Below are 21,864 nucleotides of genomic sequence, written 5' to 3'. Positions count from 1 at the left end.
GGCCCCGCTTAACAGACGGGTGTTAAAAGGGGCCCCCGCCTTACCAGCGGGGTGTAAGGGGTGTCACGGGGAACGGTCCTTCCGGTATGGGGGCGGCGGGAGTAGCGTGTGCCGGCGATGACCAATGTCTGGTGCCTCACCGAGCGCCTGTACGTCGACCTTCGACGGCAGGCAAGTGGCGTCTGTCCGGCATAGCTCCGCCCCGACGCCCACTTCCCTCTCCAGACCTTGGACCCGTCCTCATGGCTTCCGCCCTGCGCAAATTTCCCTTCTCCGTGCAGATTCTGCTCGGTCTCGTACTCGGCGTGGCGCTCGGTTTCCTCGCCCGCGCCAACGACCTCGCCTGGCTGACCAGCACCCTCGACACCGTCGGCGGCCTCTTCGTCCAGCTCCTGAAGCTGGCTGTGCCGCCGCTTGTCTTCACCGCCATCGTGGTGAGCGTGGTCAGCCTGCGTGGCGTGGCCAACGCCGCCCGGCTGGCGCTCAAGACGCTGCTCTGGTTCGGCATCACCGCGCTGATCGCGGTGACCATCGGCATCGGCCTCGGCCTGCTCACCGACCCCGGTCGCGGCGTCAACCTGGACCCGGCCGGCGCCAACGCGCCGAAGACCACCGGCTCCTGGATCGACTTCCTCACCGGCATCGTGCCCACCAACCCGATCGGCGCGTTCGTCGAGGGCAACGTCCTGCAGATCGTCTTCCTCGCCCTCGTCGTGGGCGCCGCCGCGCTGCTCGTCGGCGAGCCCGCCGAACCGTTCGTGCAGCTCAACCGCGCGGTACTGACGATCGTGCAGAAGGCGCTGTGGTGGGTGATCCGGCTCGCCCCGATCGGCACCCTGGGCCTGATCGGCAACGCCGTCGCCTCGTACGGCTGGGATCTGCTGGCCCCGCTCGCCAAGTTCACCACGGCCGTCTACGTGGGCTGCGCCCTGGTGATGTTCGTGGTCTACCCGGTGCTGCTGGTGGCCGCCGGCCGGCTCAACCCGCTGCGTTTCTTCGCCGGCGCCTGGCCCGCCATCGAGCTGGCGTTCGTGTCCCGCTCCTCGGTCGGCACCATGCCGGTGACCCAGCGTTCGGTCGAGCGCCTCGGCGTCCCCCGGGAGTACGCCTCCTTCGCGGTGCCGTTCGGCGCCACCACGAAGATGGACGGCTGCGCCGCGATCTACCCGGCGCTCGCCGCGATCTTCGTGGCGCAGGTGTTCGGCGTGCACCTGGGCGTGACCGACTACCTGCTGATCGCGTTCGTCTCCGTGGTCGGCTCGGCCGCCACCGCCGGCCTGACCGGCGCGATCGTGATGCTCACGCTGACCCTGAGCACGCTGGGCCTGCCGCTGGCCGGCGCCGGCCTGCTGCTGGCGATCGACCCGATCCTGGACATGATGCGTACCGCCACGAACGTGACCGGACAGGCCGTGGTGCCGACCATCGTGGCCGCCCGGGAGGGCACACTCGACCGGGCCGCGTACGACTCGGCCGGCAAGCGCGACCTGATCGAACCGGTCGAGCACGAGCGGCTCGCCCCCGTACCCGCCTGACAGTGAGGATCCGATGAGCGCCCTGTTCACCCCGCTCGCCCTGCGCGGCGTCACCCTGCCCAACCGGATCGCGCTGGCACCGATGTGCCAGTACAGTGCCGGGCCCGACGGGCTGCCCACCGACTGGCACCGCGTACACCTCGGCTCCCGGGCCGTGGGCGGGGCCGGGCTGGTGCTCAGCGAGGCGACCGCGGTGGTGCCCGAGGGGCGGATCAGCCCGCAGGACGTCGGGCTCTGGTCCGGCGCGCACGTCGACGCCTGGCGGCCGGTCACCGCGTTCGTCGCCGGTCAGGGCGCGGTCCCGGCCGTGCAGCTCGCGCACGCCGGGTTCAAGGCGTCGACGTACCGGCCGTGGGCGGAGCGGCGCGGTGGCGTGCCGGACGCCGACGGCGGGTGGACACCTGTCGGCCCGGGCGGCGACCCGTTCGTGCCCGACTACCGCACCCCGGTCGCGCTCGACGAGGCCGGCATCGCCGCGGTGGTGGACGCGTTCGCCACCGCCGCCGCGCGGGCGCTCGACGCCGGCTTCGCCGCGGTGGAGATCCACGCGGCGCACGGCTACCTGCTGCACGAGTTCCTGTCCCCGCTCACCAACCGACGCGCGGACGGTTACGGCGGGGACCGGGCCGGCCGGATGCGGCTCACCCTGGAGGTGGCCCGGGCGGTCCGCGCCGCGGTCGGCGAGGCGGTGCCGGTGCTGACCCGGATCTCCGCGACCGACTGGACGGACGGCGGCTGGACGGTGGAGGACAGCGTGGTGCTCGCCGGTGAGTTGGCGGCGGCCGGCGTGGACCTGGTCGACGCCTCCTCCGGCGGCGCGGCTGCCCGGGCGACCATCCCGGTCGGCCCCGGCTACCAGGTGCCGTTGGCCGCCCGGATCCGCCGCGACGCGGGCGTGCCGACCGGCGCGGTGGGCCTGATCGTGGAGCCCGAGCAGGCCGAGCAGATCGTCGCCGGCGGCGAGGCGGACCTGGTGCTGCTGGGCCGCGAGCTGCTCCGCGACCCGTACTGGCCGCGCCGCGCCGCCGCGAAGCTCGGCGCCACCCCCGCCTGGCCCGACCCGTACGCCCGGGCGTTCTGACCCGCCCCGCCCGGCGCTTCGGGGATCATGAAGTTGGCGGCCTGCGCCGCCCGTTTTGTCGCCGCCAACTTCATGATCACGAGGGCGCCGGGTGGATGTCAGCCGGCCAGGTGGTTCCAGCGCGGCTCCAGGTCGGACCAGGTGCCCTGGTCGGCGACCACGCCGTCGACGAGCACCACCACGTGGTCCGCGCGGACCAGCGCGGCCCGCTTCGCGGTCGAGCCCACCACCGTCACCCCGTGCTCGCGCAGCGCCGACCACAACGCCAGCTCCGTGGTGACGTCCAGCGCCGAGGACACGTCGTCGGCGACGAGCAGTTCGGTACGCGGGGCGAGCGCCCGGGCCAGCGCCAGCCGCTGGAGCTGGCCACCGGAGAGCCGGGTGCCCTTGTGCCCGATGAGCAGCCCCAGCCCGCCCCCGGCGGCGGCCAGGTCGTGGTCGAGCTGGGCGGTGGTGACCGCGCCGGCGGCGTCCACCGGGTGGCCGAGCGCGATGTTCTCCGCCACCGTGCCGGAGAGCACCCGGGGTAGCTGGCCGACGTAGCCGACCTGGTTCGGGCGCAGGAACATCTCCGGCTCGGTGACCGGCTCCCCGTTCCACCGCAGCGCGCCGACGTGGTGCACGATGCCGGCGAGCGCGCGCAGCAGCGACGACTTGCCGGCGCCGACCGGCCCGACCACGAGCACCAGCTGCCCGCGCTCGACCACCAGGTCGACGTCGCGGACGGCGAGCGTGCCGTCGGAGTGCAGCGCGCCGAAGCCGGCCAGTTCCAGCCGGCGCAGTGGGTGCCGGGGCGGCGGCTCGGGCGCCGGGGCGGTGCCGGCGGCCAGGTCGAGCCCGGGCACCGGCGCCGAGTAGGTGCTCATCCCGGTCATCGACACGGTCCGCCGGGTCCACACCCGCGCCGACGGGTACTGCGAGACGAGCGCCGCGGTGGTCCACGCGAACCAGCGGGCCGCGCCGAGGGTGGAGACCGCGACCAGGGTGGCGCCGGCGGAGAGCCCGCCGGTCAGGTAGAGCGCCCACGCCCCGATCGGCAGCAGTCCGCTCGCGATCGACGGGGTGGACCGGGCCCACACCTGCATGGCGATCTCCCGCCGCTGCCGCTCGCTGCGCACCACGTCCAGCCCGTGCAGGTGGTCCAGCACCGGACGGGTGGCGCCGGCCAGCTTCACGGTGCGGGCGGCGGAGAGCGCCGAGACCAGCGCGGTGGCGAACGCGGCGCGCGCCTTCACCGTGCCGGCGGCGGTGCGCTCCAGGCGGGGCCCGAACAGCGTCGCCGCGAGGCCGGAGACCACCATCGTGCCGACGAAGAACAACGCCGGTACGAAGCTGCCCGTCACGAGCGTCATGGTGAGCACGATGGCGAGCGAGATGAACTGGTCCATCAGGTTGTCGGCGAGTTGCACCACCCGGTCGGTGTCGCCGCCCTGCGCCACCACCTCGGCCGGGGTGTGCCCGCTGACCCGGCGCGCGCCGGTCTGCCCGTGCACCAGGCGGGCGCTGATCCGCAGCATCTGCCGGATCCACCAGTGCGGGAACCACACGTTCGTCAGATAGGGCAGCGGGAGCACCACGAGCAGCGCGGCGGCGATGCCCAGCGCCGGCAGCCACGGGTCGCCCCCGCCGACCAGGTCGGCCCAGAGCCAGGGCAGCACCGCCCCGTCCAGCCCGAGCAGCGTCATCACGACGAACAGGGCGACCGCCGCCAGGCCGTACCGGGGATCGTTGAAGCCCAGCCGGAGGATCTCCCGCATGGTCCGGGCGGGCGGCGTGGGTGGTCCCGGCGGCGGTTCGGCGCGCGGCACCGCGACGCGGCGCGGCGCGGCAGCCGGCTCGACCGGCTCGACCGGCTCGACCGGCTCGTCGGCCCAGCCGGGCGCGTCGAGCAGTTCCACGCCGCCGCTCCGCGCGCCGGTCCCCGCGTACGCCCCGGCGTGGCTGGTGGCGAGCAGTTCGGCGAAGTGGGTGGACTCGCGCAGCGGGCCGGCCTCCCGCACCGCGCCGTCGGCCATCACCACCACCTCGTCGCAGCGGCGCACCGAGGAGAGCCGGTGCGCGATGACGATGCCGATCCGGTCGGTGAGCAGCCGCTCGGTGGCGCGCCGGACCCGGTTCTCGGTGACCGGGTCGAGCCGCGCGGTGGCCTCGTCGAGGATCACCACGTGCGGGTCCCGGACCAGGATCCGGGCGAACGCGACAAGTTGCTCCTGCCCGGCGGAGAGCGTGTGGCCGCCCTCGCCGAGCCGGGTCTGCACGCCGTCGGGCAACTCGGCGACCCACCGGGCGAGACCCAGCTCGGCCAACGCCCGCTCAGCCGCGTCGAGCAGCTCCGGGTCGAACAGCGCGACGTTCTCGGCGAGCGTGCCGGCGAGGATCTCGGTGCGCTGCGGCACCACGGCGATCCACCGGCGCAGCTCCTCGACGTCCAGGTCGACGAGGTCCGTGTCGCCCAGGAAGACGGTGCGGGGCGGCACGTCCACCGCCCGGGTGAGCACCTTCGCGAGCGTCGACTTGCCCGACCCGGTGCGCCCGACGAGCGCGTACGAACGGCCACGGGCGAAGTGGAGTCGCACGTCGCGCAGCGCCGGGCCGCGTTCGTCCCCGGTGGCCGGGTAGCGGAAGGTGAGCCCGCGCACGGTCAGGTCGCCGTCGGCGGGGGCGACCCCGCCGACCGGTTCCTGCCGCGCGCCGGCGAGCAGTTGCACCCGGGCCCACGCGCCGAACGCCTGTTGCAGGTGCGGCACCCAGCGGGCGATGTGCTCGACGGTCGCGCCGAACGCGATCGCGAGCAACCAGACGGCGGTCAGCCGGGCGGCGTCCACCCGGCCGGTCGCCAGCGCCCACGCGCCGGCCAGGACCACGCCGGCGATGCCGACCCGGACGCCGCCGCTGGCGAGCGCGGTGACCCGGCCGGAGAGCCGGAACACCCGGTCCCCGCGGGCGATCACCGCCGCCGCCCGGCGGGCGTAGAGACGCAGCACGTACGGCCGGGCGAGGCTGGTACGCACGTCGTCCTGGCCGTGCACCGCCTCCTCCATCACGGCCGCGAGGTCGGACCAGGCTTCCTCCTCGGCCATCCGGGCCGGGGCGATCCGGGCGGTGGGCCGGCGCAGCACGGCCGCGAGCAGCGTGGTGAGCAGCACCATCCCGACGCCGGCCGGCCACCAGACGACGAGCGCGCTGACCGTCGCGAGCACACAGACGGCGATGCCCTGCGCCAGCCGTACGCCGGTGTTCCGCATCTCGGCGGCGACCTGATAGACGTCGTTGTCGATCCGGTCGAGCAGCTCGCCCACCGGGGTGGTCTCCAGGGCGGGCAGGTCCTGGCCGAGCGCGACCCGGCAGAGCCGGCGGCGTACGTCGGCGGACCAGTCGGCGGTCAGCCGGGCCATGATCAGCCCGATCAGCAGGTCGGTGACGACGGCGGCGACGAGCGCCACGGCGAGCACGACGAACCAGCCGGACGAGCGGTGCACGAGCACCGGCCCGGCCAGCGCGGAGGCGGCGGCCTGGCCACCGGCGCCCACCACGATCAGCAGCAGGACGGCCGCCATCCGCCGGGGTGCGGTGGTCCAGAGGTCACGGAGCAGGCGCATGTAACAGTCCTCCGGACTCGGATCGGTGGGGGCGGTGCCTCCAGCCTCACCGTCCGGCCGCGCCGGCTCAACCGAATTACCCGCCGACGGGCCCGGGGCGAACGCGAGCAGCACCGGCCCGGCCGGTTCGACGCCTCAGAACAGCACGGTGGCGAGCGTGCCGACCGGGCGGAAGCCGCAGCGCTCGTAGACCCGGCGGGCGGGCAGGTTGAAGTCGTTGACGTAGAGGCTGACCGTGGGCGCGACCCGGGCCAGCGCGTCGGTGACCACCGCGGCCATGGCCGCCGCCGCGAGGCCCCGGCCCCGCCACTCGGGCGCCACCCAGACGCCCTGCACCTGGGCGGTGCGCCGGGTCACCACGGCCAGCTCCGCCTTGAAGACCACCCGGCCGTCGACGAACCGCGCGTAGGCCCGGCCGGCGCGTACCAGCTCGGTCACCCGCCGCCGGTAGCCGCGACCGCCGTCGTCGGCCAGCGGCGAGACCCCGACCTCCTCGGTGTACATCGCCACCGCCGCCGGGAAGAGCCGGTCAACCTCACTGCCACGGACCCGACGCACCTGCGGGTCGGGCGCCACCGGCGGCGGGGCGTCCGTGGCCAGCAGCGGCTGGTTCGGGCGTACGTCCCGAGCCGGCCCCCAGTGATCGGAGAGGCGGTCCCAGAGCCCGAGCACCGCGTCGGCGCGGCCCACGATCGAGGAACAGAGCCGCTCCTCGGCGCTCAGTTGTTCCGCGAACGCGGCCACCGCCGACTCCGAGGCGAGCACCGGGGTCAGGTTGCCGCCCAGCCAGCAGATCGACTCCAGGTGGCGTCGGGCGCCGTAGCCGAGGATCCGCGCCTCGGCCCGCCACCAGGCCAGGCCGCGCGCCGCCACCCGCTCGGCGACCTGCGCGCCGGCGTACGGGTCGAGGTCGAGCAGCCGCTCGACCGAGCGGCGCTCGGACTCCCCCAGTTGGCGTACCGGCATCGTGAGCACGGTTACCAGCCTGCCAGACGCACCCGGTGGCGCGGGGGCCGACCGGACACCCGGACGATTCGGCCCGACGTCTTGTAGCCGATGCGTTGCCGATATATCGTTGATGCATCAGCGACACTCCAACAGAAGGAGAGCCCGATGGGTTTCCACCGACGGATGCACGCCATGCACGACGAGATGCGCCGCCACGGCGGGTTCGGCTTCCCGCCCGTACCCCCGCCGCCGCCGTTCCCGCCCGGGCCGCACGGGCACGGACGTGGCCGGGGTGGTCGCGGGCGCGGCCGGCGACCGAACGTCCGCGGCGCGGTGCTGGCCCTGCTCACCGAGCGGGCGATGCACGGCTACGAAATGATCCAGGAGATCGACTCCCGCACCGGCGGGGCCTGGCGGCCCAGCCCCGGATCGATCTACCCCACCCTGCAACTGCTGGAGGACGAGGGCGTCATCGCGACCGCCCCCGACTCCGACGGCGGGCGCAAGCGGTTCGCCCTCACCGACCAGGGGCAACCCGAGGCGACCGAGGCGGCACAGGCCCCGCCGTGGGCCGAGTTCGCCGAGCAGACGGTCAATAGCTGGCACGACATCCGCGACGCCGGGGCGCAGGCCATGAACGCCCTGCGGCAGGTGATGACGACCGGCACCGACGACCAGCGGGCCCGCGCCGCCCAGGTCCTCGACGAGACCCGGCGCAAGCTCTACGCCATCCTCGCCGAGTCCGAGTGACCCCGGCGGGCACGGGAAAGGGCGGCCCCCAGCCGGGGGCCGCCCTTCCCACGTCGGACTCAGTGCACGGTGACCGTGGCGCCGGGCACCAGGTCGCGCAGCTCCTCGGGGATCTCGGCGCCCATCTCGTCGGCGATCCGCAGCGCCTCCTCGATGAGCGTCTCCACGATCTGCCCCTCGGGCACGGTCTTGACGACCTGGCCCTTGACGAAGATCTGGCCCTTGCCGTTGCCGGACGCGACACCCAGGTCGGCCTCGCGGGCCTCACCCGGACCGTTCACCACGCAGCCCATGACCGCGACGCGCAACGGCACCGGCAGCCCCTCCAGGCCGGCGGTGACCTCCTCGGCCAGCTTGTAGACGTCGACCTGGGCCCGCCCGCAGGACGGGCAGGAGACGATCTCCAGGCCGCGCTCGCGCAGGCCCAGCGACTCCAGGATCGCGTTGCCGACCTTGATCTCCTCCACCGGCGGGGCGGAGAGCGAGACGCGGATCGTGTCGCCGATCCCCTCGGCGAGCAGCGCGCCGAACGCCACCGCCGACTTGATGGTGCCCTGGAACGCCGGGCCGGCCTCGGTGACGCCCAGGTGCAGCGGGTAGTCGCACTGTTCGGCGAGCTGCCGGTAGGCGCGGATCATCACCACCGGGTCGTTGTGCTTGACCGAGATCTTGATGTCCCGGAAGCCGTGCTCCTCGAACAGCGAGCACTCCCAGAGCGCGGACTCGACGAGCGCCTCGGCGGTGGCCCGGCCGTACTTTGCCAGGAGGCGCTTGTCCAGCGAGCCGGCGTTCACGCCGATCCGGATCGGCACGCCCGCGTCGCCGGCCGCCCGGGCGATCTCCCGGACCTTGTCGTCGAACTGCCGGATGTTGCCCGGGTTGACCCGCACCGCGGCGCAGCCGGCGTCGATCGCGGCGAAGACGTACTTGGGCTGGAAGTGGATGTCGGCGATCACCGGGATCTGTGACTTCTTCGCGATCGCGGGCAGCGCCTCGACGTCGTCCTGCGACGGCACGGCGACCCGGACGATCTGGCAGCCGGACGCGGTCAGCTCGGCGATCTGCTGAAGCGTGGCGTTGACGTCGGCGGTGAGGGTGGTGGTCATGGACTGCACCGAGACCGGTGCGCCGCCACCGACCGGCACCGAGCCGACCATGATCTGGCGGCTGGCCCGGCGCGGGGCCAGCGGCGGCGGCGGTACGGGGGGCATACCGAGACTGACAGCGGTCACTTCAGGCACTCACCTTGAGAAGAGCGTGATCGGGTTGACCACGTCCGCGGTGACGGTGAGCAGCGTGAACACGCCACCGACCAGAATCACCGCGTACGTGAGGGGCATGAGCTTGAGATAGTCGACGCGGCCCGGGTCGGTGCGGCCGATCCGGGCGTACAGCCAGGACCGGACGCGCTCGAACCAGGCGATGGCGATGTGACCGCCGTCCAGCGGGAGCAGCGGCAGCAGGTTGAACACGCCGATGAAGAAGTTCAGCGACACGAAGAGCATGAAGAACACCAGCCAGGCGTTGTTCTCCACGGCCTCGCCGCCGAGCCGGCTGGCGCCGACCACGCTGATCGGGGTGTCCATGTCCCGCTCGCCGCCGGTGATCGCGTTCCACAGCGCCGGCACCTTCTGCGGGATGCGCTGCATGGCGTGCGCCGTCTGCACCGCCATGTTGCCGGTGAAGTCGGCGGTGGCGCCGAACGCGGCGACCGGGCCGTATTCGACCCGGGTCGGGGTGCTGGGCTGGAGGAGCACGCCGAGCGCGGAGACCGCCGAGGGCGTGCCCTTCGGGTCGTCGCGCGGCGCGCGCTGCACCGAGGCCAGGTCGACGGTGGCGGTGCCCTGGGCGCCGTCGCGCAGGTAGGTGACGGTGGCCGTGCCGGGCGTGGTGGCGCGGATCACGTCGAGCATGTCGCCCCAGGTCGAGATCGGGCGACCGTTCACCGAGGTGACCCGGTCGCCGTCGGCGAGCTGGGCCTTGCTGGCCGGGCTGGCCGGGTCGCCGGCCTGGCAGGCGCGGTTGACGTTTTCCACCACCACGCACGGGGCGAGCGCGATCACCGCCGGTTCGGCCCGGAACTGCTCCTCGTTGGTGGGGAACTTCGGGTTCGGCAGGCCGGCGGTCACCGCGATGAACCAGAGCGCGATCAGCGCGATGGCGAAGTGCATCGCGGAACCGGCGGACATCACGATCGTCCGCTTCCACACCGGGTAGCGCCACATGGCGCGCTTCTCGTCCCCCGGCTCGACGTCGTCGTCCTGCGGGGTCATACCGACGATCTTGCAGAAGCCGCCGAGCGGGATGCCCTTGACGCCGTACTCCGTCTCGCCCCGCCGGAACGACCACAGCGTGGGGCCGAAGCCGACGAAGTAGCGGGTGACCTTCATCCCGAACGCCTTGGCGGTCACCATGTGACCCGCCTCGTGCAGGCTCACCGAGATGAGGATCGCCAGGGCGAACAGCACCACCCCGAGCAGATAGCTCATCGAGCTCCTTCCACCGACCCGACGATGATCTCCTGGGCGTGCGCCCGTGCCCACGACTCGGCGGTGAGCACGTCCTCGACGGTACCTGGTTCGTCGAAGTCGGGAGCGTCCTCCAGCACCCGCCGGAGGGTGTCGACGATGCCGAGGAACGGCAGCCGACCGGCGACGAACGCGGCCACGCACTCCTCGTTCGCCGCGTTGTAGATCGCCGGGCGGCAGCGCCCCGCCGCGCCGGCGGCCTTCGCCAGCGCCACCGCCGGGAAGGCGGTGTCGTCGAGCGGGGCGAACTCCCAGGTGTGCGCCGTGGTCCAGTCGACCGCGCCGGCCGCGTCGGGCACCCGGTCCGGCCAGCCGATACCGAGCGCGATGGGCAGCCGCATGTCCGGCGGGCTGGCCTGGGCGATGGTGGATCCGTCGACGAACTCGACCATCGAGTGGATCACCGACTGCGGATGGACGGTCACCTCGATGTCGGCGTACGGCACGTCGAACAGCTCGTGCGCCTCGATCACCTCAAGCGCCTTGTTGACCATCGTGGCGGAGTTGATGGTGACGACCGGGCCCATGTTCCAGGTCGGGTGCGCCAGCGCCTGTTCCGGTGTGACCTCGGTCAACTCCTCGCGCCGCCGGCCCCGGAAGGGGCCGCCGCTGGCGGTGACGATCAGCCGGCGGACCTCCGGCCGGGTGCCGGCGCGCAGGCACTGCGCCAACGCCGAGTGCTCGGAGTCGACCGGAACGATCTGCCCCGGCCGCGTCATCGCGGCCTTGACCAGCGGGCCGCCGGCCACCAGCGACTCCTTGTTCGCAAGCGCGAGGGTACGCCCGGCGCGTAGCGCGGCGAGCGTCGGCGGCAGGCCCAGCGAGCCGACCACGCCGTTGAGCACCACGTCGCACGGCCACTGCGCCAGCTCGGTCATCGCGTCCGGCCCGGCCACGATCCTGGGCAGCTTGAAGTCGCCGGTGGCCCAGCCGCGCCGGCTCGCCTCGGCGTAGAACGCGAGCTGGAGATCCTGCGCGGCGGACGCGCGTGCCACCCCGACTGCGTCCACGCCCAGCTCCAGCGCCTGCGCGGCGAGCAGTTCCACGTTGCCGCCGCCGGCGCCGAGCGCGACCACCCGGAACCGGCTCGGGTTGCGCCTGACGATGTCGATGGCCTGAGTGCCGATGGAGCCGGTCGAGCCGAGCAGCACGAGGTCTCGGGGAGTGGTCACGCGCCCATTGTTCCCCAGCGCGCCAGCCGACCCGCCCCGACCCTTGATCGACTCCACTTCGCCGAGGTGGCGCACTCCGCGCGCCTCCGACCCCGCCACCTCGCCGAACCGGTGTGAATCATGGTCACCCGGACCGCTCGGGCGCTTCCCGACGCCTCACCGCGCTTGGTCCGATGCCTCCTCACCCAGGAGATCGCCGGGATCGACCGTGAACTCGAACGGTTGCCGCATCACGAAGGCAGTGCCCGCCGCCGCGGCGGCCAGCGGTCGGTAATCGCCGTCAACGAGTTCGAACAGAGCGATTGTGGGCACGCGGTTCCGCAGGTCGACCCGGAGGAAGTACGGCACGCCGACGGCGGCATACTCCCGCGGCCGGTCGATCACGTCCTTACGCCGGTTACCCGGTGAAACGATCTCACCGAGCAGAACCGCGTGGCGGATGTCCATCGTCGTTCGTCCACCCCCGGGCACGTTGAGGATGACGATATCGGGAATGAAGAGATCCTTGCCCGACACGACGTTGCTCTCCAGATAGAGCCAGAGCTTGGCACGTCGGGCGGCCTGTTTCAGCAGGTAGGCCAAATCCAGTTCGGCGTCCTGGTGGTCATAGCCGGCATGTGGTGTCACGATCACGCTTCCGCTCAGGACCTCGACCTTCGGGCCGTTGGTCTCCGGTAGGAGATCGAGAGCGAGCTGCGCGGTCCACGGCTCGTCGTGCCAGCGGAGCACGTCGAACGACGGCTCGGCGGGCTGCGGTGCCGGCTCGGGCGCGAATGCGGCCTGGGCCATCGGGCTCACCCCCTCGGCAGGTAATCGTGCTATCGCCCACCCTAGCGGCGCTGCCCCGCTTCGCCCGGCTCGCACACGTTGTCCGTCGCGGCCAACCCCATGCCCACCCGGAGGGCGGCGAAGCGGCGGAGGAAGGCCGTCCAGGCGCCCGGGTGGAACCTGAGCAGCGGGCCGTGGCGGTCGGTGCTGTCCCGCACGCCCACGACGTGCGGCAGGTTGGTGGCCACCTCGACGCAGGTGGCGCCGCCGTTGTCGCTGCGGGTGGAGGTGCGCCAGAGCGCGCCGGTCAGGTCCATGACTTCGCCAACTCCCGGATCAGCTTCCGGGAGGCCCGCCGGGGCAACGCCTCCCCCCGCAGGCTCTCCCACCTGCGGCGAAGATTATCCACGTCGTCCGGCCGGTCGGTGACGTGCGCCCGAAGCGCATTGTCCAGGTGGGCCACCTCGCCGCCGTCCGGCGTGCGGGCCAAGATGAACGGACCGGCCAGGCCGGCATGCATGCCGGCGTCGGCGGGAACGACGTGCACGGTGACGTGCGGCTGCTCGGTCACCCGCAGCAGGTGCTCGAACTGCTCCACCATCACCGCAGGCTCCCCCACCGCCCGCCGCAGCGCCGCCTCGTCGACCACCGCCACCACCTCCGGCGGCGACTCCCGGCCCAGCACCGCCTGCCGTTCCATCCGGGAGGTGAGCCGCTGCTACGCCGGGAGTACGCGCACGACCGCGCCGGCCTGGCGATCTATCTCTGCGTGCTGATGCACGACGCGATCGCCGACGCCCTGGGGCTGAGGTCGGGCGAGATCGACCAAGCCGAGTATTTCGCCCGGTTCATCGGCTGGACCCGACCGTGGCCGACGTGAGGCGCTCCAGGTGCCGCAACGGCAGGTGCGGCGGCTGCCACTCCAGGAACAGGGCGGTGGCGTCGTCTTCGAGCTCGTCCCGCTGGTGGGTGAGGACGGCGCGGACCAGCCGACGCATCGTCTCCGGGCTGGGCAGCTGGTCGTTGAGGGCACGCTCGACGAAGTCGACGAGCCGGTCCAGCCCGAACCGCTCCCCGTCGGCGCCGCGCGCGTCGGTGATGCCGTCGGTGTAAGCGAGGACCCGGTCGCCCGGGTGCAGCGCCTCCTCGTGCACCCGCGGACGGCGGTGCGCCGACAGGTTGCCCAGGCCGAGCGGCAGCGCGGTCGGACCCGGCAGCACCCGGACGGCCCTGCCGTCGCGCAGCAGCATGGCGCCCGGGTGGCCGGCGTTGATGACCCGGAGCCTGCCGGTACGCCGGTCGAGCTCGCCGAGCAGCGCGGTCGCGAACGTGTGTGGGTGTTCGGCGCGCACCCACCTGTCGATGCTGACCGCCGTGTCGACCAGGTCGAGGCCGGTACGCCTGGCGTTGCGGTACGCGCTGACCACGAGCGAGGCCAACGCGCTCGCCTTGATGCCGTGCCCGCAGGTGTCGAAGAGCGCGACGCTCAGCACGTCACCGTTGAGCGCGTAGTCGAAGACGTCCCCGCCGACGTCGTAGCACGGTTCGAGGATGGCGGTGATCACCAGGTCGTCGGTCGCGAAGGTCAGCGGCGGCAGCAGTCCCCACACGACCTCGGCGGCGACCTGCATCGGGAGGCGGCGGCGGATCCGTTCCACGATGTCGCCGTAGTGCTGGCGGTTCACCAGGATCTGGGCGACGTTCACCGCCACCTCCCAGGCCGGCCGGTCCAGCGCCGGGTCGCCGGCGCGCGGCGACACGATCTCCAGCACGCCCAGCCGTTCGCACCCGAGCAGCAGGGGCACCCAGAGCCGGTCCGGGTGGTCGGGAGCGCGCTGCACGCGAAGACTTGTGTACGCGCGACCGGCCAGGGTCGTCTCGATCGACAGCTCGCTCCGGGGCGATCCGGCGTCGGGCAGGGGCACGAGGGCGGACTGCGGGTAGTCGGCCAGGTAGATCACGATCTCGGTGGCGCCGACGGCCGGCGCGGCCTGGCTCACCAGGAACGACAGCTCGTCCGGCCCGCCCCGGGGCGCGTGGAGTTGCAGCCAACGCGCCACGTCGCCGCCGTCGACCACACCCACCTCCCCCTGTCCCCACCACCGTAGGGACGCCGACGGCAAACCGCCAACGGGCTAGACGGGGCGGTTCAGGACGAACGTCTCCAGCTCGGCCCCGCCGTACCAGTCGGTGCGGACCCCGACGTGGGTCATCCCGAGCCGCCGGGCCACCGCCACCGACGGCTCGTTGCCGGCCATCACCACCGCGTGGACCCGGGCCGTTCCGGCGGCGAACTCCCGCGCCAGCACCGCCCGGGCCGCCTCGGTGGCGTAGCCGTGGCCCTGGGCGTCGGGGTGCAGGTGCCAGCCGACCTCCAGGTCGTCGGTCGGGGTGACGCCGTCGCGACCGGGCAACGGCTTGAGCAGGACGCTGCCGGCCGCGCCGCCCGCCGCGCGCGGCTCGATCGCCCACAGGCCCCACCGACCGTCGTACGGGGCGTTGCGCTCCCGCCACGAGCGCACCCGCTCCACCGCCTGGCCCGGGTCGGTCAGCAGCCCTCGGCCGCCGCCCAGCCAGCGCATCACCTCCTCGCGGGAGTAGATGTCGTAGACCACGGCGAGGTCCTCGGGTGACTCGGTCCAGTCCCGGACCACGAGCCGCGCGGTCGAGGCGATCATCATGACGCCGGATCGTAATGCGTGGCCGGTCACCGCACGGGGAACGAGGGGGCGATGGGCGACGGGTGGCAACGGGCGAAACGGATCACCTCGGCGGCGTTCCGGCCGGTCCGGGGCCGGGACCTGTCGCTGCACGCCGCCGCGATCACGTTCTACGGGGCGATCGCGGTGGTGCCGGTGGCGCTGCTCGCGATCTGGCTCACCGGGCTGCTCGCCGGCGCCGACCGGGTACGCCGGCTGACCTCGTACGCCATCGAGACGCTGCCCACCGAGATCGGCGCGCACCGGGCGGTGGCCGCGCTCGTCGAAGCCGGGTTGGGGCTGACCCCGCTGCTGGCCCTGGCGTCGCTGCTGCCGGCCTCGCTCTACGGCGAAGGGCTGCGCCGGGCGTTCGTCTCGGTGGCCGAGCCGCGCGGCGAGTCCGGCGCGCTCGTCGGCTGGCGCGGCCGGCTGCTGCTGCTGCCGCTGCTCGCGCCCGCCCCCGCGCTGCTGCTGTCGATCCTGATGGCGTTGCCACTCACCACCCGGCTCGTGCGCCAGGGCGGCTGGATCGGCGCGCTCGGCGTGGTGCTGTCGTTCCTGGCGGTGTGGCTGGTGCTCACGCCGGTGCTGGTGTGGGTGTTCCGGGTGGTCGGCCCGGCCTCCCCGGACTGGCTCGCCACGCTGGGCATGGGCTCGTTCACCGCCGCGAACCTCTCCGGCTTCCTGCACGGCTTCGTGCTGTTCGCCTCGCTGCCGCTGAACCTGGGCGTGCCGTTCGGCGGGTTCGACGAGATCGGCGCCGGGGTGGCGGTGCTGCTCTGGCTCTACCTGTTCCACGTGATCGTGCTGGCCGGATATTCGGCCACGCTGGCGTTGGGCCGGTGGCGGGCCGCCCACCTGGCGGCCCGCCCCTGACCGAGGGTCAGCGCCGGAACGGGCCGCGCACCTCGTAGGTGATGCCGCCGCTGCCGGCCTTGGCCCCGCTGGTGCCGCGCTGCGAGGAGAAGTAGAGCCGGCTGCCGTCGGGCGAGAACGCCGGCCCGGTGATCTCCGAGCCGGCCTGCCCGAGGAGCCGGGCGAACGGCGTCACCACACCGGCCGGCGTGATCATGTTGATCTCCATGTCGCCGCCGTCCTCGGCCACGTACAAATCGCCACCCGCGCTGCCGGTGATGTTGTCCACCCCGGTCAGCGGCGCCGCGCCGGTCTCCACCAGCGAGTCGTCGTACGCCAGGTCGAGCCGCTGCGCCACCGCGTCGTACGCCCACACCCGGTTGTCACCCTTGGTGGTGAACCAGCAGGTGTCGTCCGCGTACCAGCAGCCCTCCCCGCCGTCGAACGACTGCGCGTCGCGCACCTGGCGGCGGGTGGGCGCCGGGAAGCCGTCCCGGTCCGGCACGTCCTGCCAGGTGACCGGCCCGGTCACCTGCCCGTCCCGGGCGCAGAGCACCTGGAGCCGACCGGTGCGCAGGTCGCCCCACGTGTCCGGGACGAAGCGGTAGAAGCAGCCGTCCGGCTCGTCCTCGGTCAGGTAGACCACCTGCCGGACCGGGTCGCACGCCGCCGCCTCGTGCTTGAACCGCCCCATCCGCGTCCGTTCCTCGCCCGCCCGGCCGCCGCCCGGCCAGGTCTCGAAGACCCGACCCAGCGGCACCTCTTCGCAGGAGAGCCACGTCCCCCACGGGGTGGCCCCGCCCGCGCAGTTGGTGTTGGTGTCGCTGAGGATCCGGTACGCGGCGGCGACCGACCCGTCGGCCGCGAACCGCAGGGCCGAGGCGCCGCCGACAAGCGGGACCTCCGAGTTGGAGACGTAGATCCAGCCGTCGCCGGCCGGGAAACACGCGCCGCCGTCCGGCGCCGGGTGCCAGACGTACGAGGTGCCGGGGACGCGCTGGCCGGACCGGGCGACCACCCGACCGGTGAAGCCGGCGGGCACCTGGAGGCCGTTGGCGTCGGCGGCCAGCAGGTCGCCGTAGGGGCCGGGGCCGGGTTGGGCGGGGGTGGCCGGGGCCGCCGCGGCCCAGAGACTGCCGGCGAAGGCGGTGCCACCGGCCACGGTGACGGCGCGCAGGACGGTACGACGATCCATCGGTTGACCTCCCGGGGTGGCGGTTGGCTCTGCGCCGACCGTAGCGCCGCGTCGGCATCGACCGCTGCCTCTGCCCGGTGAACGCGGGGTGACGTCAGAGCCGGTCCACGTACCGCTTCGCCTCGGCCAGCGACCAGCTCGTGTGCTCGCGTACCAGCTTGACGGCGTGGATCTTCTTCCCGGTGCGGACGAGCCGGGTCGCCTCGGCGCGCACCTCACCGTCCGGGTCGGCCGGACCGGCGGGCACGACCGGCAGCGTGCCGCCCGCCCGCAGCGCGTCGACCGCCTGCTTCGCCTCCAGCAGCGGCAGCCCGGTCTGCTGGCGGAGCAGCTTGACCGCCTCGACCGTCCGTCCCGCGCGGGCCAGCCGGAGCACCTCGGCCTGCCCGCCGCCGGTGGCCGGATCCGGGGCGACCAGCTCCCGGGGGCGGCCGGCGGCACGCCGCAACACGAACACGAGCAGGAGCACGGCGAGCCCCGCCAGAAGCGCGAACTGGACACCCTCGGACATGCGCGCCACGGTAGCGTCCCGCCGCGAACCCTCCCGCCGGGGTCGGCCCGGCAGTAGGCTCCGGTCCCATGAACGACGGGAGTGAGCTGCCGTCCCGCGCCGACGTCGTGGTGGTCGGCTCCGGGCACAACGGTCTGGTCTCGGCCGTCCTGCTGGCCCGCGCCGGCCTCGACGTGCTGGTGCTGGAGGCCGCCGGGGTGATCGGCGGGGCCACCCGCACCGAGACCCCGTTCCCGCTGGTGCCCGGGCTGCGCCACTCCACCGGGTCGTACCTGCTCGGGCTGATGCCGCCGGAGCTGCTCGCCACGCTCGACGTGACCATTCCGGTGCTCCGGCGCGACCCGCACTACTTCCTGCCCACGCCCGGCGGGCCCGGCTCGCCGTACCTCCTCTTCGGCCGCGACACCGCGGCCACCCGGCGGCAGCTCACCGACATGTTCTCGGCGGCGGACGTGGCCGCCGACGACGCGCTCCAGGCCGAACTGGCCCAGCTCCGCGACGACCTGGGGCCGGCCTGGCTGGCCGAGCCGCTGCCGGTCGAGGAGACCGCCGAACGCTACGTCCGGCCGGCGCTGCGGCAGGTCTTCGTCGACCTGGTCCGTGGCTCGGTCGCCGACTACCTGGCCCGCTTCGACTTCCGCTCCGAGCTGCTGGTCAGCATGTACGCGGTGACCGACGGCCTGTCCGGGCTCAACGCCGGGCCGGACGACCCGGGCACCGGGCACAACTTCCTGGTGCACAACATGTGCCGGCTACCGGGCGCGGGCGGCACCTGGATGATCGCCGAGGGCGGCATGGGCACGGTGTCGCGTACCTTCGCCGACGCCGCCCGGGCCGCGGGCGCCCGGATCGTCACCGGCGCCCCGGTCACCGCGATCACACTCGACGGCGGCGCCGCCTCCGGCGTGGTGCTCGCCGACGGCCGCGAGGTGGCGACGTCCGTGGTGCTCGGGGCGTGCGACCCGTACCGGCTGATGGGGTTGCTGCCCGACGGCGCGCTCCCGGCGGAGCTGGGCGCGCGGATGGCGGCGGTCCGCCGGCCCGGCACCACGCTCAAGCTCAACCTGGCGCTCACCGGGCTGCCGCGCTTCTCCTGCCTGCCGGCCGACGCGCCGAGCCCGTTCGGCTCCACCATCCACCTGCTCCCCGGCTCCGACTCGCTGGTCGGCGGTGGCGGCGCGTCGCCGATGACCGCGCTGCGCGGCATGTGGGCCGACGTGCGGGCCGGGCGGCTGCCGGACGAGCCGACCATCGAGTGGTACCTGCACACCACCGTCGACCCGTCGCTGCGAGACGACGCCGGGCACCACTCGTCGGCGCTGTTCGTCCAGTCGGTCCCCTACGAGCTGGCCGGCACGACCTGGGACGCGGCGCTGCCCGGCTACGTCGAGAAGCTGGTCGCGATCTGCGAGCGGTACGCGCCGGGCGTCGGCGACCTGATCGCGGACGCGGTGCCGCTGCCCCCGCCCGGCATCGAGGCCCACTTCGGCATCACCGGCGGGCACATCCACCACGTCGACAACACGGCGTCGTTCACCGACCGGATGCCGTACGCCACAGGCGTGCCGGGCGTCTACGCCGGCAGCGCCGGCTGCCACCCGGCCGGCAGCGTGATCGGCGCCGCCGGCCACAACGCCGCCCGCCGCATCCTCGCCGACATGTAAGGCGGGGGCCCCGCTTAACGCCTGCGGTATAGGCGGGGCCCCCGCTTAACACCTCACGGCGAGGCGGCCTCCTGGCCGGCGCGCGGGAGGTCACCCGGACCCCGGATCACGTAGAGGCCGACGAGCAGCAGGTACGCCAGCAGGCTGAGGATCGGGTCGACGAACACCACCGCGAACGCCACCAGGTAGAGCAGCGGGCCGAGCCGGAACCGGCGGGCCACCGCCCGGGCCAGCCGCGGGTCGAGATCCGGGTGCAGGAGCCCCCGCCTGCGCGCCCACCACCAGCTCAGGTTGAAGAAGAACGCCTCACCGAGCACCGTGCCGACGTAGAGCGCGGCGGTCAACCGCTGTTCGCCGGCCGTGCCGCGCAGGTAGTCCGCCAGCAGGTTCGCGGTGAACGGGATGGCCGCCACGAACATCAACAACAGCAGATTGAACACCAGCAGCATCTGGTCCACCCGGCAGACGTAACGCCACATGTTGTGGTGGGTCAACCAGACCTGACCGACCACCGCAAACGTGATCACGTACGCCAGGTAGGCCCGCCACTCGTGCCCGAGCGCGGCCGGCAGCCCCTTGTCGTCCGGGGCGTCCGGACCGAACTGGAGCAGCTCGACCGCCATCAGCGTGAGCACGATGGCGATCACCGCGTCACTGAACGCCTCCACCCGGGAGGCGTCCCGCGCCATCTCGCTCCCGCGCCCGAACCGGTACTCCGGCTCCCTGTCCGCCCCCGTCACGCCGCCCCCTCACCAGGAGATCGTCGCGCGTCGGGGACGGACGGCGGGGCGAAAGCGTCAGATGATCGCGTCCCCGGCCGGCGCCGGCGTCTCCGCGTCGGCCCGGTGGGCGCGGACCTTGTGCCCGACGCTGGTCAGGCAACGGCCGCTGGGCAGGTCGAACTTCCAGCCGTGCAACTGGCAGGTGAGCTGGTCGCCGTCGACGATGCCGAACCGGCTCAGGTCCGCCTTCAGGTGCGGGCAGCGCCGCTGCACCACCCAGCCGTCGAGCGTGATGTCCTCGGCGTCGACCGCCCGCTCGTGCTCGTCGTACCAGCCCTCGGCGTACTGGAGGCGCTCCTCGGAAAGGCACTTGAAGAAGGCGTAGACGAACTCGTTGTACTGGCCGATCCGGGCCGCGGAGAACCGGCAGGACAGGAAGAGCGAGTTGACCCAGTCCACCTCGCCGATGTGCAGCAGGTGCTCGACAAGCGCCCGCTCGGTGCGGAAGCGGTAGCGGACCTTCTCGTCCGCGTACGGCCGGACCTCCTTGCCCGGGAAGTCCACCACGATCGACTCGACGTCGTCCCCGTCGTAGCCCACCAGGTCGAAGCGGACCGGACCGCCGACACCCTTGGCCAGGTAGATCGACTCGTCGAGCAGCGGCTCGATCCGCCGCTTCATCTCGCCCAGCACGTCGATCTCGGGGTGCCGCCAGGACGCCTTCTCCGCCTCGATGACCTGACGCTTGCGTGCCCGCATCTCCTCCAGGTGGGCGACCTTGTTCGCGAAGAACTCCTCGACCGGCTGCGGATGGGTGGTGGTCGTGCCGGACGTGGTGACCTCGGCGACGCTGCCGGGCAGCAGCACGATGCCGTTGGTGCCGCCGACCTTCGCGTACTCGGCCAGGAAGACCGACTGGTCGGGGAAGATGTTGCCCTCGTCGCCGAAGATGTCGTTGAACTGCCACAGCTCGTCGTCGAGGAAGCACGGCGGGCCGGCGATCGGGAAGACGTTGTCGGCCTTCAGGTCGTCGATGTAGCGCCAGGTGCGGTCGAACTGCCGGTCCCTCTTCTGCTTGCCGAACGCGGTCTTCGCCGACTGCGGCAGCTCGTAGACCATCGGATACCAGATCGCGCCGGAGAACTGGAGCATGTGCGCGTGCACATGGCCCAACTCGGCGAAGGCGGTCAGGTCGGTGGGGCGGGCGTCGTTCTGGTTGAGCAGCCGGACGCCGTCGTACTCGACCCAGAGCGACGAGTCGCCGATCGGGCCGTCGGTCGGGCTGGTCAACGCCTGGATCATGATCTTCAGCCCGCCGGGCAGCTCCACGACCTGCTCGTTCGGGGCCTTGAGGAACTTGGTGAAGCCCAACGCCCGCAGCTCGTCCTCCATCTCGGAGGTGGGGAACTCGGGCAGCAGCACGGTGGCGTCCTTGGAGATCACGTCGCGCAGGTGCTTGGCGTCGAAGTGGTCCCGGTGCAGGTGCGACACGTACAGGTAGTCGACCTGGCCCAGCGTCGCCCAGTCGAGCTGCGAGTTGTCCGGGAAGGGGAACCACGAGGCGAAGTAGGCGGGGTTGACCCACGGGTCGCACAGGATGCTGCCCGCGGGCGTGTCGATCCGCATGCTGGCGTGGCCCGTACCGGTCACTCGCACCGTAGTCCCCCTCGAAAAAGGCATCAGGCGTACGCCACGACGCTACCGGAGACAGTGTGGTCGCCGTTCCGCGACGCCCGTAGCGGTCGCCCTCGCGGGTCATCCGTGTCCCGTCCGGCCGGACCCTGCGGCGGGCCGATCACGGGGCGTGCCAGACTAACCGGAGATCCGATCGCGAGGG

17 protein-coding genes and 2 pseudogenes are annotated in these 21,864 nt (G+C 73.0%); 5 read left to right on the top strand and 14 right to left on the bottom strand.

The window, feature by feature from the left end; genetic code table 11:
- Positions 1 to 254 precede the first annotated feature (254 nt).
- Both O7613_RS02440 and O7613_RS02435 read left to right on the top strand, forming a co-directional pair.
- Positions 255 to 1,535 carry a dicarboxylate/amino acid:cation symporter gene (locus O7613_RS02440; RefSeq protein ID WP_282294459.1) on the top strand — a complete coding sequence of 427 codons (1,281 nt, stop codon included), beginning with the start codon at positions 255 to 257 and terminating at the stop codon, positions 1,533 to 1,535.
- Positions 1,536 to 1,548: 13 nt separating this feature from the next.
- A complete protein-coding gene (locus O7613_RS02435; protein WP_282291829.1) occupies positions 1,549 to 2,616 on the top strand; it encodes an NADH:flavin oxidoreductase/NADH oxidase in 1,068 nt (355 codons plus the stop codon).
- 98 nt (positions 2,617 to 2,714) lie between these two features.
- Here the strand turns inward: O7613_RS02435 and O7613_RS02430 are convergent, their stop codons facing one another.
- Positions 2,715 to 6,215, bottom strand: coding sequence for an ABC transporter ATP-binding protein (locus O7613_RS02430; RefSeq protein WP_282291826.1), 3,501 nt, complete (start codon positions 6,213 to 6,215; stop codon positions 2,715 to 2,717).
- A gap of 135 nt (positions 6,216 to 6,350) precedes the next feature.
- Positions 6,351 to 7,190, bottom strand: a complete 840-nt coding sequence (locus O7613_RS02425) for a DUF4081 domain-containing GNAT family N-acetyltransferase (protein WP_281584419.1) — start codon at positions 7,188 to 7,190, stop codon at positions 6,351 to 6,353.
- Between the two features lie 138 nt (positions 7,191 to 7,328).
- On the opposite strand from O7613_RS02425, the gene O7613_RS02420 reads away from it, so the two are divergent.
- Positions 7,329 to 7,913: a PadR family transcriptional regulator gene (locus O7613_RS02420; RefSeq protein WP_282291824.1), complete on the top strand. Its 585-nt coding sequence runs from the start codon at positions 7,329 to 7,331 to the stop codon at positions 7,911 to 7,913.
- A gap of 59 nt (positions 7,914 to 7,972) precedes the next feature.
- Here O7613_RS02420 and ispG read toward each other — a convergent pair whose 3' ends face one another.
- The 8 genes and pseudogenes from ispG to O7613_RS02380 form a co-directional block, all read right to left on the bottom strand.
- Entirely contained in the window at positions 7,973 to 9,145 is a 1,173-nt protein-coding gene (gene ispG, locus O7613_RS02415; protein ID WP_281584421.1) for a flavodoxin-dependent (E)-4-hydroxy-3-methylbut-2-enyl-diphosphate synthase, read from the bottom strand.
- A gap of 9 nt (positions 9,146 to 9,154) precedes the next feature.
- A complete protein-coding gene (locus O7613_RS02410) occupies positions 9,155 to 10,402 on the bottom strand; it encodes a site-2 protease family protein (protein ID WP_282291822.1) in 1,248 nt (415 codons plus the stop codon).
- Complete coding sequence (gene dxr, locus O7613_RS02405) at positions 10,399 to 11,613, bottom strand: 1-deoxy-D-xylulose-5-phosphate reductoisomerase (RefSeq protein ID WP_282291820.1); 1,215 nt, start codon at positions 11,611 to 11,613, stop codon at positions 10,399 to 10,401. Before dxr ends, O7613_RS02410 begins: the two co-directional genes overlap by 4 nt.
- Before the next feature lie 156 nt (positions 11,614 to 11,769).
- Positions 11,770 to 12,402: a Uma2 family endonuclease gene (locus O7613_RS02400; RefSeq protein WP_281584424.1), complete on the bottom strand. Its 633-nt coding sequence runs from the start codon at positions 12,400 to 12,402 to the stop codon at positions 11,770 to 11,772.
- Between the two features lie 122 nt (positions 12,403 to 12,524).
- A pseudogene (locus tag O7613_RS02395) lies at positions 12,525 to 12,698 on the bottom strand (DUF397 domain-containing protein); the annotation flags it as partial.
- Positions 12,689 to 13,087: pseudogene (locus O7613_RS02390) on the bottom strand (DUF5753 domain-containing protein); the annotation flags it as partial. The pseudogenes O7613_RS02390 and O7613_RS02395, both read right to left, overlap by 10 nt.
- Positions 13,088 to 13,229: 142 nt before the next feature.
- Positions 13,230 to 14,465 (bottom strand): PP2C family protein-serine/threonine phosphatase, encoded by a 1,236-nt coding sequence (locus O7613_RS02385; RefSeq protein ID WP_282291816.1) that lies wholly within the window; start codon positions 14,463 to 14,465, stop codon positions 13,230 to 13,232.
- A gap of 51 nt (positions 14,466 to 14,516) precedes the next feature.
- Positions 14,517 to 15,062 (bottom strand): GNAT family N-acetyltransferase, encoded by a 546-nt coding sequence (locus O7613_RS02380; protein ID WP_282291815.1) that lies wholly within the window; start codon positions 15,060 to 15,062, stop codon positions 14,517 to 14,519.
- Positions 15,063 to 15,113: 51 nt separating this feature from the next.
- On the opposite strand from O7613_RS02380, the gene O7613_RS02375 reads away from it, so the two are divergent.
- Positions 15,114 to 15,956: a YhjD/YihY/BrkB family envelope integrity protein gene (locus O7613_RS02375; RefSeq protein ID WP_281584428.1), complete on the top strand. Its 843-nt coding sequence runs from the start codon at positions 15,114 to 15,116 to the stop codon at positions 15,954 to 15,956.
- 7 nt (positions 15,957 to 15,963) lie between these two features.
- On the opposite strand, the gene O7613_RS02370 is transcribed toward O7613_RS02375, so the two are convergent.
- On the bottom strand, positions 15,964 to 17,130 hold the full coding sequence (locus O7613_RS02370; protein WP_282291813.1) for an alkaline phosphatase PhoX: 1,167 nt from the start codon (positions 17,128 to 17,130) through the stop codon (positions 15,964 to 15,966).
- A 94-nt stretch (positions 17,131 to 17,224) separates the two neighbouring features.
- Positions 17,225 to 17,641 carry a 50S ribosomal protein L7/L12 gene (locus O7613_RS02365; protein WP_282291811.1) on the bottom strand — a complete coding sequence of 139 codons (417 nt, stop codon included), beginning with the start codon at positions 17,639 to 17,641 and terminating at the stop codon, positions 17,225 to 17,227.
- A 68-nt stretch (positions 17,642 to 17,709) separates the two neighbouring features.
- Between O7613_RS02365 and O7613_RS02360 the strand changes: the two genes are divergently transcribed.
- Positions 17,710 to 19,305: an NAD(P)/FAD-dependent oxidoreductase gene (locus tag O7613_RS02360; RefSeq protein WP_282291809.1), complete on the top strand. Its 1,596-nt coding sequence runs from the start codon at positions 17,710 to 17,712 to the stop codon at positions 19,303 to 19,305.
- A gap of 53 nt (positions 19,306 to 19,358) precedes the next feature.
- On the opposite strand, the gene O7613_RS02355 is transcribed toward O7613_RS02360, so the two are convergent.
- The gene (locus O7613_RS02355; RefSeq protein ID WP_281590453.1) at positions 19,359 to 19,994 is read right to left on the bottom strand and encodes a TMEM175 family protein; all 636 of its coding nucleotides are present in this window, start codon (positions 19,992 to 19,994) and stop codon (positions 19,359 to 19,361) included.
- A 108-nt stretch (positions 19,995 to 20,102) separates the two neighbouring features.
- Positions 20,103 to 21,683, bottom strand: a complete 1,581-nt coding sequence (locus O7613_RS02350) for a Rieske 2Fe-2S domain-containing protein (protein WP_282291807.1) — start codon at positions 21,681 to 21,683, stop codon at positions 20,103 to 20,105.
- Between the last annotated feature and the right edge of the window lie 181 nt (positions 21,684 to 21,864).

Source organism: Micromonospora sp. WMMD975, from assembly GCF_029581215.1.
Classification (GTDB): Bacteria; Actinomycetota; Actinomycetes; order Mycobacteriales; family Micromonosporaceae; genus Micromonospora.
Note: the sequence above shows the minus strand (reverse complement) of the source record. Positions and strands in the feature narration are given on the sequence as shown.

Coding starts and splice junctions, on each gene's coding strand:
- O7613_RS02435 (WP_282291829.1), top strand. CDS start 1,549: ATGAGCGCCCTGTTCACCCCGCTCGCCCTGCGCGGCGTCACCCTGCCC.
- O7613_RS02430 (WP_282291826.1), bottom strand. CDS start 6,215: ATGCGCCTGCTCCGTGACCTCTGGACCACCGCACCCCGGCGGATGGCG.
- O7613_RS02420 (WP_282291824.1), top strand. CDS start 7,329: ATGGGTTTCCACCGACGGATGCACGCCATGCACGACGAGATGCGCCGC.
- O7613_RS02410 (WP_282291822.1), bottom strand. CDS start 10,402: ATGAGCTATCTGCTCGGGGTGGTGCTGTTCGCCCTGGCGATCCTCATC.
- O7613_RS02400 (WP_281584424.1), bottom strand. CDS start 12,402: ATGGCCCAGGCCGCATTCGCGCCCGAGCCGGCACCGCAGCCCGCCGAG.
- O7613_RS02380 (WP_282291815.1), bottom strand. CDS start 15,062: ATGATGATCGCCTCGACCGCGCGGCTCGTGGTCCGGGACTGGACCGAG.
- O7613_RS02375 (WP_281584428.1), top strand. CDS start 15,114: ATGGGCGACGGGTGGCAACGGGCGAAACGGATCACCTCGGCGGCGTTC.
- O7613_RS02370 (WP_282291813.1), bottom strand. CDS start 17,130: ATGGATCGTCGTACCGTCCTGCGCGCCGTCACCGTGGCCGGTGGCACC.
- O7613_RS02365 (WP_282291811.1), bottom strand. CDS start 17,641: ATGTCCGAGGGTGTCCAGTTCGCGCTTCTGGCGGGGCTCGCCGTGCTC.
- O7613_RS02360 (WP_282291809.1), top strand. CDS start 17,710: ATGAACGACGGGAGTGAGCTGCCGTCCCGCGCCGACGTCGTGGTGGTC.
- O7613_RS02355 (WP_281590453.1), bottom strand. CDS start 19,994: ATGGCGCGGGACGCCTCCCGGGTGGAGGCGTTCAGTGACGCGGTGATC.